Raw genomic sequence first — 13,707 nt, 5'->3', positions numbered from 1 at the left:
AAAATCTTTTCGTTGATCGCTTTTGATATTTTAGGCGAACGCTGTTGTAGCTCAGGGGTAGAGCACTTCCTTGGTAAGGAAGAGGTCAGGGGTTCAAATCCCCTCAACAGCTCACCGAAAAAAACGGTAGAGCACTTCCTTGGTAAGGAAGAGGTCAGGGACGGTCCGCCGCTGCGGTTCAAATCCCCGCTCCGGCGGTCCGGCTCAACAGCTCACCGAATACAAAAAAGAGTGGATCCTTTATTATTCAGATATTTATCAGGATAAGAGAAGAGTTCATTCTCAGTTCTTTTGTGTCCTGCATGGAATTTCAATAATGTGTTTTAAAGTTAGAAACACAAAGAAATAAAAGAAGTTGATTTTTGTTCAATACAATCCTGTAACTGTCCGTCTGTTCGGATATCAGGCAGGAGGATCAGCAAACGGTAACAAATTCGTATAAACTTTTAATTTAAGCGTACTTCAAGAACATGGCAAAAGAGACGTTTGACCGCTCGAAACCGCACGTAAATATCGGTACTATCGGGCACGTTGACCACGGTAAAACTACCCTGACAGCTGCGATTACAACTGTTTTAGCAAACAAGGGACTATCACAAAAGCGTGATTTCTCATCTATTGATAATGCTCCCGAAGAAAAGGAGCGTGGTATCACGATTAACACCTCACACGTTGAGTACTCAACAGCCAATCGCCACTATGCGCACGTTGACTGTCCTGGACACGCTGACTATGTAAAGAACATGGTTACGGGTGCTGCTCAGATGGACGGTGCAATTATCGTGGTTGCTGCAACTGATGGACCTATGCCCCAGACTCGTGAGCATATTCTGCTTGCTCGTCAGGTAGGTGTACCCCAGTTGGTTGTATTCATGAACAAAGTGGATATGGTAGACGATCCCGAACTACTTGAACTTGTTGAAATGGAAATTCGTGAGCTTTTGAGCTTCTACGAATATGACGGAGACAACATTCCTGTAATTCAAGGTTCAGCCCTTGGCGCATTGAATGGCGAAGACAAGTGGGTGAAAACGGTAGAAGATTTGATGGAAGCTGTTGATAGCTACATTCCAATTCCTCCCCGTATGACCGAACTTCCATTCCTTATGCCTGTTGAAGACGTATTCTCGATCACAGGTCGTGGTACAGTAGCCACAGGTCGTATTGAGCGTGGTGTAATCAACTCAGGTGATCCTGTCGATATCCTTGGAATGGGTGCAGAGAACCTCAAATCTACCGTAACAGGTGTTGAGATGTTCCGTAAGATCCTTGACCGTGGAGAAGCTGGTGATAACGTAGGGCTATTGCTCCGTGGTATTGACAAAGAAGATATCCGTCGTGGTATGGTAATTTGCAAGCCTGGTTCAGTAAAACCACACGCTCACTTCAAAGCAGAGGTATACGTATTGTCAAAAGAAGAAGGAGGCCGTCACACGCCATTCTTTAACAAATACCGCCCACAATTCTATTTCCGTACTACGGACGTAACAGGAGAAATTACTCTTCCTGCCGGCGTAGAAATGGTAATGCCTGGTGACAACATCACAATTGAAGTGACGTTGATCAACAAGATTGCTATGGAAAAAGGTCTTCGGTTTGCGATTCGTGAAGGTGGCCGTACCGTTGGTGCTGGTCAGGTGACCGAAATCCTCGACTAATCGAAATAAATATCTAAAAACAAGTGCATTTCATTATGAAATGCACTTGTTTTTTATAAAAAAAAACTATCTTTGCAGCCCCAAACATCTGGAATATATGAATGGGGCGACTACGGGTGTAGTTCAAGGGTAGAATAGCGGTCTCCAAAACCGTTGATGGGAGTTCGAATCTCTCCACCCGTGCATTAAGTATAAAAAAGAGAATGGAAAAAATTACTTCATTTTTTAAAGCCTCCTGGGAAGAAATAACCCAACACGTAACCTGGCCTCCTTTTGGTGAGTTACAATCTAATACAACGCTTGTATTGGTGGGTTCGCTCATCTTTGCCTTCGTGGTAGGGTTGATGGATTTTCTTTTCGAGAACGTTCTCAATCTATTTTATCAGACTTTTTAAGGCATTCGTTTGAATGTCTGAACACAATCCCAGAACGGCATGACTGGTGTAAATTGGTACGTACTAAGAGCAATATCGGGTCAGGAGAAAAAAATCAAGACCTATATTGAAAATGAGCTTACCCGTCAAAACCTCAGTGAATACGTTCCCGAGGTTTTAATTCCTACGGAAAAAATTTATGAAATGAGAAATGGCAAGAAGAGAGTTCGTGAAAAGAACTTTTTTCCCGGCTATATCATCATCTCAGCTGATCTATCCAAAGGAGAAGTACTTCACCTTATTACGAGTATGCCAGGTGTCATTGGGTTTTTAGGTAATTCGGAAGGTAATTCCAAAGTGCCTGTGGCTCTCCGTCAATCTGAAATTAATCGTATTTTAGGCCGGGTCGATGAGGCAGCACAAGAAGAAGAAGCACCTTCGATGTCCTTCATTAAAGGAGAAAGCGTCAAAGTTGTTGATGGGCCTTTCAGTGGATTTATAGGAACTGTTGAAGAGGTCTTTGAAGAAAAGAAAAAACTCAATGTAGTTGTAAAAATATTCGGGCGCAGCACGCCCGTGGAACTCAGTTACGCACAAGTAGAAAAGGAAAGTTGAAAATTCTTATGGGTAGGAGCTTCCCCTGCACGTGAGCCATCAGAATTACCATCAGACCTACAAATTAAACAACAATGGCAAAAGAAATAACCGGATACGTCAAACTCCAAGTGAAGGGTGGCCAGGCCAATCCTTCACCGCCTATCGGACCTGCATTGGGTTCTAAGGGTTTGAACATCATGGAGTTTTGCAAGCAGTTCAATGGCCGTACTCAAGACAAAATGGGTATGGTTTTGCCGGTAGTCATTACGTACTACAAGGATAAGTCTTTTGATTTTGTCATCAAGACTCCTCCGGCCGCTATTCTGCTCATGGAAGCAACTAAATTGAAGAAAGGTTCGGCTCAGCCTAACCGTACCAAGGTAAGTTCAGTAACGTGGGATCAGGTTCGTCAGATTACTGAAACCAAAATGCCGGACTTAAATTGCTTCACTGTGGATGCGGGAATGAAAATGATAGCCGGTACAGCTCGTAGTATGGGTATTACCGTGACTGGCAAAGCCCCGTGGGAAGAAAACAACTAAGCGTAGTGTAATACGCCTAAGAAACTTAAGAACATGGGAAAATTGACGAAAAAGAAAAAAGAGGCCCTGTCGAAATTCGATAACGATCTGTCGTATAACTTTCATCAGGCTGCGGAAGTCCTTAAAACTATTTCTTACACAAAATTTGATTCATCCGTAGATATTGACGTTCGTTTGGGCGTTGATCCGCGGAAAGCTGATCAAATGGTGCGTGGTGTAGTTACCTTACCTCATGGTACAGGAAAAGAAGTTCGTGTGCTTGTGTTGTGTACGCCGGACAAAGAAGCTGAGGCAAAGGAAGCCGGTGCTGATTATGCTGGATTGGATGAATTTATTCAAAAAATTGAGCAAGGTTGGACCGACATCGACGTAATCATCACGATGCCAAGTGTTATGGCTAAGGTAGGTAAATTAGGTAAAATTCTCGGTCCCCGTGGATTGATGCCTAACCCTAAATCAGGCACAGTGACAACTGACGTAGCAAAAGCCGTTCAAGAAGTAAAGGCTGGAAAGATTGATTTCAAGGTTGATAAATTTGGAATCATTCACACTAGCATCGGTAAGGTCTCTTTTGACCCCGATAAGCTTGCACAGAATGCTCAGGAAGTTATTAACACACTTGTTCGCCTGAAGCCTTCTTCAGCAAAAGGTACGTATGTGAGAAGCATTCACTTATCAAGTACGATGAGTCCAAGTGTTTCCATTGATAAAAACACGATTCCAGGTTTATAATTATGACAAGGGAAGAAAAAGCAGTAGTAATTGACGAATTGAGTCAGAAATTCGCTAGCACGCCTTACTTCTATATCACCAATGCATCGGGCATGTCAGTTGATGAAGTAAATCAACTTCGCCGCCTGTGCTTTGAAAAAGGTGTAGAATATCGCGTGATAAAGAATACTCTGATCAGAAAAGCCCTTGAAACATTGTCAACCGATTATTCATCTTTTGACGCAAGCGTACTGAAAGGATTTTCAGGCGTGATGTTTCATCCGGAGTCAGGTAAAGTTCCTGCACAGTTGATCAAAGAATTTCGTAAGAAATCCGGTAAGGATAAGTTAAAATTGAAAGGTGCTTCCGTAGATTATTCTCTGTTCGTAGGAGAAGATCAGTTAGAGCTTTTGATTGCGCTGAAATCCAAGCAGGAGCTTTTGGGCGAAGTGATCGGCTTGTTGCAATCTCCTGCCAAAAACGTTGTTTCTGCCCTGCAAAGTGGTGGCAACAAGTTGGCCGGGATTCTCAAGACTTTATCCGAAAAAGAAGAGCAATAGTATTAGTAAGTATAAGTCCCTGCGGAGGTGGCAATCCGTGAGGTCATTTAAGCCACAAAATTTTTCAAAAACTTTTTTTGTAATCACTTAATCAAAAATAAAAATGGCAGATTTGAAAGCTTTCGCGGAGCAGCTTGTTAACCTTACGGTTAAAGAAGTGAACGAACTTGCTGCAATTCTGAAAGACGAATATGGTATTGAGCCCGCCGCTGCTGGTGCAGTTATGGTAGCAGGTCCTGCTGCTGGCGATGGTGATGCCCCTGTTGCTGCTGAGCAAACGTCTTTCGATGTAATTTTAAAGGCAGCTGGTGCAAGTAAGCTTGCGGTTGTTAAGTTGGTAAAAGATCTTACCGGACTTGGTCTGAAAGAAGCTAAGGAATTGGTAGATGGCGCTCCTAAGCCTTTGAAAGAAGGTGTTAGTAAGGATGAGGCCGAAGCCCTCAAAAAGCAACTTGAAGAAGCTGGTGCAGAAGTAGAGGTTAAGTAATTTATCTCTTTTCTTTACCCATAAATTTACAGGAACAGGCCTGACACTAGTCAGGTCTTTTCCTGTTTTGTGAATAGGGCATCAAACTATTTTATACAAAAGGTTGTTTCTCTCTTTGTATGAAAGAATTAAGTCATTTGATCACAAGTAGTTAAATGCCTTTATTTCTAAGTAAATCTTCCTGAAAGCCTATTGTAAACAGCAGGCATTCTGTTTTTCTTCACTAATTGGAAGAATTGATCCGAAACACTTCTTTACTCGTAGAAAGCAAGAAGAGGGGTCTGTTCTTTTTTATTTAATTCTACGAGGCCTAATTTTGTGGTTTTAAACTGATTAGAGCTTTTGCCACTTCCTTATTTGTCGCATAAGTTCTTGAATTTATTGTTCTATTAACCCCAAACAATATAGCCTTGGCTACCCAAACAACTTCCAGAAAAAATTTCGCCCGGATTAGTCCGATCATTGATTATCCCGATTTCCTTGGAGTACAAGTTCAGTCATTCAGAGACTTCTTCAGCCTTGATACGTCAGTTGAAGATCGCTCAGATGAAGGGCTTTACAAAGTGTTCGCAGAGAACTTTCCAATTGCTGACTCCCGTGATAATTTCGTGCTTCAGTTTATTGATTATCTGCTTGAGCCGCCAAAATATTCCGTCGATGAATCTATTGATCGTGGATTGACTTATGCTGTACCCTTAAAGGCAAAGCTAAAGCTAATTTGTAATGATCCGGATCACGAAGAATTTGAAACGATTGAGCAAGAGGTGTTTTTAGGGAATATTCCCTACATGACAGACCGCGGATCTTTCGTAATTAATGGTGCGGAACGTGTCATCGTTTCGCAGCTGCACCGCTCACCGGGAGTGTTTTTCTCCATGAGCAAGCATACCAACGGATCAAAGCTTTATTCAGCACGCATTATCCCTTTCAAAGGTTCATGGATTGAGTTCTCTACCGACGTGAACAATGTAATGTATGCGTACATTGACCGTAAGAAGAAGTTTCCGGTTACAACTTTGCTCCGTGCGATTGGTTTTGGTTCTGATAAAGACATTCTTGATTTGTTTGGCCTATCCGAAGAAATTTCGGCGACTCAAACCAATCTGAAAAAAGCCGTTGGTCGTCGCCTGGCTGCAAGGGTACTGCGTACCTGGACGGAAGATTTCGTGGATGAAGATACTGGTGAAGTAGTTTCTATTCAGCGGAATGAGGTACTTCTTGAGCGTGACTCAGTAATTGCTACCGAAGATATTGATGTAGTAATGAACTCCGGCCAAAAATCAATCATCCTGCACAAGGAAGATATGAATGTGGCGGATTACAATATTATTTATAATACCTTACAAAAAGATAGCTCAAACTCTGATAAAGAGGCCGTTGAGCAAATTTATCGTCAGCTTAGAAATGCTGAAGCACCGGACGAGCAAACAGCCCGTGAGGTAATTCAAAGCCTTTTCTTCAGCGATAAGCGGTATGATCTCGGAGACGTAGGACGTTACCGGATCAATAAAAAATTGGGCTCTGACACTAGTCTGGACGTTCGGGTACTTACTACCGGAGATATAGTTTCGATCGTTAAATACCTGATTGGGCTGATCAACGCCAAAGCGGTAGTTGACGATATTGACCACTTGTCAAATCGTCGGGTTAGAACCGTTGGTGAGCAGCTATATGCACAATTTGGTGTAGGTTTGGCACGGATGGCGCGTACGATCAAAGAGCGTATGAACGTGCGGGATAATGAAGATTTTAAGCCGGTTGATCTGATCAACGCCAGGACATTATCCTCTGTTATCAATTCCTTTTTTGGTACCAATCAGCTGTCTCAGTTTATGGATCAAACCAATCCGTTAGCTGAGATTACCCACAAACGCAGGATGTCGGCTCTCGGGCCTGGCGGTCTGTCGCGTGAGCGCGCCGGATTTGAGGTTCGTGACGTTCACTATACCCACTACGGGCGCTTGTGTACCATTGAAACTCCCGAAGGACCAAATATCGGGTTGATCTCTTCCCTTTGTGTATTTGCCAAGGTGAACGGTATGGGATTCATTGAAACTCCTTATCGTGTGATTGATACCAACGGAAAATTGACCGACGAAATCATTTACATGACAGCGGAGGAAGAAGACTCCAAATATATTGCTCAGGCAAATGCTTCGGTTGATAAAGGAGGAACCTTCACGGTTGAGAAAATTAAGACTCGATTTGAAGGGGATTTCCCAATGGTAGAACCTTCGCAGGCATCCTTTATGGATATTGCGGCCAACCAAATCGTTTCGGTTGCTGCCTCGTTGATTCCCTTCCTGGAACATGACGATGCAAACCGTGCTTTGATGGGCTCAAACATGCAGCGTCAGGCAGTACCTCTGTTGCGGCCACAAGCCCCAATCGTAGGTACAGGTCTTGAAAGACGTGTCGCAATGGACTCACGTGCATTGGTTGTTGCCGAAGGAGACGGTGTGATTGACTATGTGGACGCTGATAAAATTATTGTGCGTTACGACCGTACGGATGAAGACCGGCAGGTGAGTTTTGAAGATGATTGTATTTCGTATAATCTGGTAAAATTCCGCCGCACCAATCAGGATACGTGTCTTAACCTGCAACCAATGGTTTTGAAAGGCCAAAAGGTGAAAAAAGGAGAAGCGCTTTGTCAGGGATATGGTACGGAAGGTGGCGAACTTGCCTTAGGCCGTAACATGATGGTTGCGTTTATGCCCTGGCAGGGATATAACTTTGAGGATGCTATTGTAATTTCTGAGAAAGTAGTTCGGGAAGATATTTTTACCTCCATTCACATTGAAGAATTTGAACTGGAAGTACGTGATACGAAGCGTGGTGAAGAAGAACTTACGGCGGAAATTCCCAATGTAAGCGAAGAAACTGTTCGGAATCTTGACGAAAACGGAATCATCCGGGTTGGTACTGAGGTAAAGGAAGGAGATATTCTGATTGGTAAAATTACGCCAAAAGGAGAATCTGACCCCACTCCGGAAGAAAAACTGTTACGTGCCATTTTTGGTGATAAAGCAGGAGATGTGAAGGACGCTTCCAAAAAAGCGCCGCCATCTATGAAAGGAGTTGTAATTGATACCAAACTATTTTCGCGCCCTACCAAAGAAGAACGTGCCAAGCATAAGGATGAGCTTAAATTGCTCATGAAGCGGTATAGCCGTGACTTGCTTGCCATGAGAGAGCACATGATTGACAAACTGATTTTCCTGGTAGACGGGAAAACCAGTCAGGGAGTTAAGCATAAATTTGGTGACGTGCTTGTGAGCAAAGGCGTGAAATTCAATCGCAAGAATGTTTCGGAAAACCTTTTCCCCGCAGCCAACCCTTACCGCGATGAAAGTCAATATTCTGTACCAGAAGAAGTCAACTTAATTGGTGACGTTCTGACAGATTCGTGGACGGACGAACCTGAGCTTAATAAAATGATCTCACGGTTAGTACGTAATTACCTCAACCGTCGTAGCGAACTCATGGGCCGCTTCAAACGCGAACGTTTTGCGCTGGAAGTAGGAGACGAACTACCCGCAGGTATCGTGAAGCTAGCGAAAGTTTACATCGCTAAAAAACGTAAACTGAAAGTAGGAGATAAAATGGCGGGTCGCCACGGAAACAAGGGGGTTGTTGCTCGTATTGTTCGGGCAGAAGACATGCCTTTCCTTGAAGATGGCACTCCCGTTGACATCGTTCTTAACCCACTTGGGGTACCTTCCCGTATGAACATCGGGCAGATTTATGAGACAATTCTGGCATGGGCAGGTCTGAAAATGGGTCGTCGCTATGCAACACCAATTTTTGATGGAGCTACCGAAGAGGAAGTTGCCGCCGAATTGAAAGAGGCAGGTTTGCCAGATTGGGGACGTACGTATCTGTACAATGGCCTGTCAGGCGATCGGTTCGATCAGAAAGTTACGGTTGGTCTCATCTATATGATGAAGTTGGGCCACCTTGTAGATGATAAAATGCACGCCCGTTCGATTGGACCCTACTCGCTTATTACTCAGCAGCCGCTTGGTGGTAAAGCACAATTTGGAGGTCAGCGGTTTGGCGAAATGGAGGTATGGGCATTGGAAGCCTTCGGTGCATCACACATTCTTCAGGAAATCCTGACGGTGAAATCCGATGACGTAGTAGGACGTGCAAAAGCATATGAGGCAATTGTGAAAGGTGAAAATCTTCCAAAGCCAAATATTCCGGAGTCGTTTAACGTATTGGTTCACGAACTTCGTGGATTGGCATTGGAGATTACCCTGGATTAATTGAAAGCAACCCTCAAAGCTCAACACGGGCTTTGAGGGTACTTAGCCTTATAAATTATCCAAGACTATTGACTCACAGCAAAAAGATCAACAATATGTCTTTTAAGAAGAACAAAAAACTAAACAGTGACTTTCTAAATATCACCATCAGCCTTGCTTCACCGGAATCAATCCTGGAAAGCTCCTATGGTGAAGTGACTCAGCCCGAAACCATCAACTACCGGACCTACAAGCCGGAGATGGGTGGATTGTTTTGCGAGCGAATCTTCGGCCCGGTAAAGGATTGGGAATGTCATTGTGGTAAATACAAGCGTATTCGCTACAAAGGAATCATTTGCGACCGATGCGGGGTAGAGGTAACCGAGAAAAAAGTTCGTCGCGAGCGTATGGGGCATATCGAGCTCGTTGTGCCCGTTGCTCATATCTGGTATTTCAGAAGTTTGCCAAATAAAATTGGATACCTTCTGGGACTATCAACCAAAAAACTGGATCAGATTATTTACTACGAACGGTATGCGGTTGTTCAGGCAGGTGTGAAAGCTGAAGACGGTGTAAGCTACATGGATTTCCTGACGGAAGACGAGTATCTTGACATCGTTGATAAACTACCACGCGAAAATCAAATGTTGCCCGATACGGATCCTAATAAGTTTATTGCAAAAATGGGTGCAGAAGCGCTCGAAATGCTGCTTAATCGGATTCAACTCGACGAGTTATCGTACGAGCTTCGTCATCAGGCTGCTACCGATACTTCGCAACAGCGGAAAGCAGAAGCATTGAAAAGACTGAAAGTTGTAGAAGCTTTCAGAGATGCCAATACACGTATTGAAAACCGCCCCGAATGGATGGTTATCAAAATGGTACCTGTGATTCCACCTGAATTGCGCCCGCTTGTACCCCTGGACGGTGGTCGCTTTGCAACTTCTGATTTAAATGATCTGTATCGCCGGGTAATTATTCGGAACAATCGTTTGAAGCGTTTGATCGAAATCAAAGCACCTGAGGTTATTTTGAGGAACGAAAAACGGATGCTTCAGGAAGCCGTTGATTCACTTTTTGACAATAGCCGGAAAGTAAACGCCGTCCGTTCCGAAGGAAACCGTGCGCTTAAATCCCTTTCGGATATGTTGAAAGGAAAGCAGGGCCGTTTCCGTCAAAACCTGCTTGGAAAGCGTGTGGATTATTCAGGTCGTTCTGTAATTGTAGTAGGACCGGAATTGAAACTACACGAATGCGGATTGCCAAAAGATATGGCAGCCGAGCTTTTCAAACCGTTCATTATTCGTAAACTTATTGAGCGTGGAATCGTAAAAACAGTAAAATCAGCAAAGAAAATTGTTGATCGCAAGGATCCCGTGATTTGGGATATTTTGGAAAATGTACTGAAAGGACACCCTGTACTTCTAAACCGTGCTCCAACGCTGCACCGTTTGGGTATTCAGGCATTCCAGCCAAAGTTGATCGAAGGAAAGGCGATTCAGCTGCACCCCTTGGTGTGTACTGCATTCAACGCTGACTTTGACGGTGACCAAATGGCCGTACACGTACCGCTTGGACAGGAAGCTGTTTTGGAAGCATCTATGCTCATGCTGTCTTCTCACAATATCCTTAACCCTGCCAACGGTGCGCCGATTACGGTACCATCACAAGACATGGTTTTGGGATTATACTATGTAACAAAAGGTCGTTATAACTCACCTGAATACCCAATTATGGGTGAAGGCATGACTTTCTACGGGGCAGATGAGGTAATCATTGCCATCAATGAAGGACGAGTTTCCAAGCATGCTCACATCAAATGTCGGGCAAGAGTTCGGAACGAGGACGGAACTTTTGAAGAAAAACTCATCGAAACCGTAGCAGGAAGAATTCTGTTCAACCAAAGCGTTCCAAAAGAAGTAGGCTTTATTAATGAACTGCTGACCAAAAAGAAATTGCAGCAAATCATTGGACAGGTATTTAAGCTTGCCGGTGTGTCTCGTACAGCGCAATTCCTGGATGATATCAAAGAGCTTGGTTTCCAGATGGCATTCCGGGGTGGTCTTTCCATCGGATTGAGTGATGTGATGGTACCTGCCGAAAAAGAGCAATTGATTGAAGATGCCAAAAGAGATGTAGAAAGTGTTTGGAGTAATTACCTCATGGGATTAATTACCGAAAACGAGCGATACAATCAGGTAATTGATATCTGGACTCGTGTAAATTCCCGCATTACTGAAACCCTCATGAAGCAGCTTGAAGCGGATCAGGGTGGATTTAACTCAATCTATATGATGATGCACTCAGGAGCCCGCGGTTCCAGGGAACAGATTCGTCAGTTGGGAGGAATGAGAGGTCTGATGGCTAAGCCTCAGAAAAACCTGGCGGGTGGTGCCGGAGAAATTATCGAAAACCCCATTCTTTCAAACTTTAAGGAAGGATTGGACGTACTCGAATATTTTATCTCAACCCACGGTGCCCGGAAAGGTCTCGCAGATACAGCCCTAAAAACTGCGGATGCCGGTTATTTGACTCGTCGTTTGCATGATGTTGCTCAGGATGTTGTAGTCGTTGAAAATGACTGCGAAACCCTGCGAGGAATTCAGATTTCGGCACTGAAAGACAACGAGGATATTGTTGAACCGCTTTCAGAACGGATTTTGGGTCGTGTGAGCGTACATGATGTTTTTGATCCGCTATCAGGTGAAATGATCCTGGAATCTGGTCAGGAAATTACCGAGGAAATTGCGGCATATATTGATGAAACAAGCATTGAAACCGTAGAAATTCGCTCCGTTCTCACCTGCGAAACTCGGAATGGAGTTTGTGCCAAGTGCTACGGTCGCAGCCTTGCTTCTGCCCGCATGGTAGATATTGGAGAGGCTGTGGGTGTAATTGCCTCACAATCCATTGGAGAGCCCGGTACACAGCTAACGCTTCGTACGTTCCACGTAGGTGGTACTGCTTCTAACATTGCCGTTGATGCCAACATCAAAGCTAAGTTTGAGGGGGTTATTCAATTTGAAGATTTGCGTTTGGTAGAAACAACCAATAGCGAAGGAGACGCAATCACAGTCGTAATGGGACGTTCAGGAGAAGTTCGTATTGTACATCCCGAAACCCGTCAATTGCTGATTGCCAATAACGTACCTTATGGTGCTCACCTAAGTATCAAAGAAGGAGATGTTGTGATCAAAGGACAAGAACTCTGTACCTGGGATCCTTACAACGCTGTAATTCTTTCTGAATTTGATGGTGGAGTTGAGTTTGATGCAATCGAGGAAGGTATTACTTATCGGGAAGAGTTTGACGAACAAACAGGTTTCCAGGAAGCGGTAATTATCGAAACTCGTGATAAAACCAAAAACCCGGCGATTGTTGTCAAAGGTAAAAGCAAGCTTCTGAAAGATCAGACCGAGAAGTCTTACAACCTACCTGTTGGAGCACGCCTTGTGGTGAAAAAAGGAGCTGTTGTCAGAGCCGGTCAGCCACTTGCCAAAATTCCTCGTGTAGTTGGTAAAACCCGTGACATTACCGGAGGTTTGCCCCGTGTTACAGAGCTTTTTGAAGCCCGTAATCCTTCTAACCCAGCAACTGTTAGTGAAATTGACGGTGTTGTAAGCTACGGAGGTGTAAAGCGTGGTAATCGTGAAATCCTGATTGAATCAAAAGATGGAGTGCAGCGCCGCTACATGGTTACGCTTTCCAAGCACATTCTGGTGCAGGATGGAGACTTTGTAAAGGCTGGTGATCCTCTCTCGGATGGTGCAATCACACCCGCAGATATTCTGTCGATCAAAGGACCAACCGCCGTGCAGGAATATCTCGTGAATGAAATTCAGGAAGTATACCGTTTGCAGGGTGTAAAAATCAACGATAAGCACATCGAATGTATCGTGCGCCAAATGATGCAGAAAGTAGAAATTCTGGATGCTGGCGATACAAACTTCCTCGAAATGCAACCGGTAGATCGTTGGGTATTCCGGGAAGATAATGACAAGATTCTGAACATGAAAGTGATCGAAGAATCTGGTGATTCTGAGTCGCTGAAACCGGGGATGATCGTGTCTGTTCGTCGGTTGAGAGACGAAAATTCTAGCCTCAAACGTCGTGATCTTCAACTGGTGAAAGCCCGTGATGCACAGCCTGCTGTGGCTAAGCCAACACTGATGGGTATCACTCAGGCATCGTTAGGTACTGAAAGTTTCGTATCTGCGGCTTCTTTCCAGGAAACAACCAAAGTTCTAAGCGAAGCCGCCGTTCGTGGCAAGCGCGACGAATTGCAGGGCCTGAAAGAAAACGTAATCGTTGGTCACCTCATTCCGGCCGGTACAGGCATGCGCAAGTATGTTGACCTGCTCGTGGGTTCTAAGGAAGAGTTCGATGCATTGGCTGATTCTCGTGAGAGAGCGGCCCGCAAAAAACGCGAGTTAGCTTAGTAGATAAGTAATGAATTAGATAGCTCAAAGCCGGTTCCTGAGGGAACCGGCTTTTTGTTTAAAAAAACTAACCGACTTTGCCTCTATCT

At 44.2% G+C, this 13,707-nt stretch carries 9 protein-coding genes and 2 tRNA genes; all 11 read left to right on the top strand.

Going from position 1 to position 13,707, the window contains the following annotated elements; translation table 11 throughout:
- Positions 1–40 precede the first annotated feature (40 nt).
- Positions 41–112 (top strand) — tRNA-Thr (locus EZE20_RS15245).
- Between the two features lie 358 nt (positions 113–470).
- A complete protein-coding gene (gene tuf / locus EZE20_RS15240) occupies positions 471–1,658 on the top strand; it encodes an elongation factor Tu (protein ID WP_132119176.1) in 1,188 nt (395 codons plus the stop codon).
- Between the two features lie 112 nt (positions 1,659–1,770).
- Positions 1,771–1,841, top strand: a tRNA-Trp gene (locus EZE20_RS15235).
- Positions 1,842–1,861: 20 nt separating this feature from the next.
- Positions 1,862–2,053 (top strand): preprotein translocase subunit SecE, encoded by a 192-nt coding sequence (secE, locus tag EZE20_RS15230; RefSeq protein WP_132119174.1) that lies wholly within the window; start codon positions 1,862–1,864, stop codon positions 2,051–2,053.
- A gap of 39 nt (positions 2,054–2,092) precedes the next feature.
- Complete coding sequence (gene nusG / locus EZE20_RS15225; RefSeq protein WP_132119172.1) at positions 2,093–2,647, top strand: transcription termination/antitermination protein NusG; 555 nt, start codon at positions 2,093–2,095, stop codon at positions 2,645–2,647.
- 74 nt (positions 2,648–2,721) lie between these two features.
- Positions 2,722–3,171, top strand: a complete 450-nt coding sequence (rplK, locus tag EZE20_RS15220) for a 50S ribosomal protein L11 (RefSeq protein WP_132119170.1) — start codon at positions 2,722–2,724, stop codon at positions 3,169–3,171.
- Positions 3,172–3,204: 33 nt separating this feature from the next.
- Positions 3,205–3,903 carry a 50S ribosomal protein L1 gene (gene rplA / locus EZE20_RS15215; protein ID WP_132119168.1) on the top strand — a complete coding sequence of 233 codons (699 nt, stop codon included), beginning with the start codon at positions 3,205–3,207 and terminating at the stop codon, positions 3,901–3,903.
- Positions 3,904–3,905: 2 nt separating this feature from the next.
- On the top strand, positions 3,906–4,442 hold the full coding sequence (gene rplJ, locus EZE20_RS15210; protein WP_132119166.1) for a 50S ribosomal protein L10: 537 nt from the start codon (positions 3,906–3,908) through the stop codon (positions 4,440–4,442).
- A gap of 103 nt (positions 4,443–4,545) precedes the next feature.
- The gene (gene rplL, locus EZE20_RS15205) at positions 4,546–4,929 is read left to right on the top strand and encodes a 50S ribosomal protein L7/L12 (protein ID WP_132119164.1); all 384 of its coding nucleotides are present in this window, start codon (positions 4,546–4,548) and stop codon (positions 4,927–4,929) included.
- Positions 4,930–5,339: 410 nt separating this feature from the next.
- Positions 5,340–9,200: a DNA-directed RNA polymerase subunit beta gene (rpoB, locus tag EZE20_RS15200; RefSeq protein WP_394345650.1), complete on the top strand. Its 3,861-nt coding sequence runs from the start codon at positions 5,340–5,342 to the stop codon at positions 9,198–9,200.
- A gap of 95 nt (positions 9,201–9,295) precedes the next feature.
- Entirely contained in the window at positions 9,296–13,618 is a 4,323-nt protein-coding gene (gene rpoC, locus EZE20_RS15195; RefSeq protein WP_132119160.1) for a DNA-directed RNA polymerase subunit beta', read from the top strand.
- Positions 13,619–13,707 lie beyond the last annotated feature (89 nt).

Origin of the sequence: Arundinibacter roseus, from assembly GCF_004348825.1 — a bacterium.
GTDB classification, from domain to species: domain Bacteria; phylum Bacteroidota; class Bacteroidia; order Cytophagales; family Spirosomataceae; genus Arundinibacter; species Arundinibacter roseus.
Note: the sequence above shows the minus strand (reverse complement) of the source record. Positions and strands in the feature narration are given on the sequence as shown.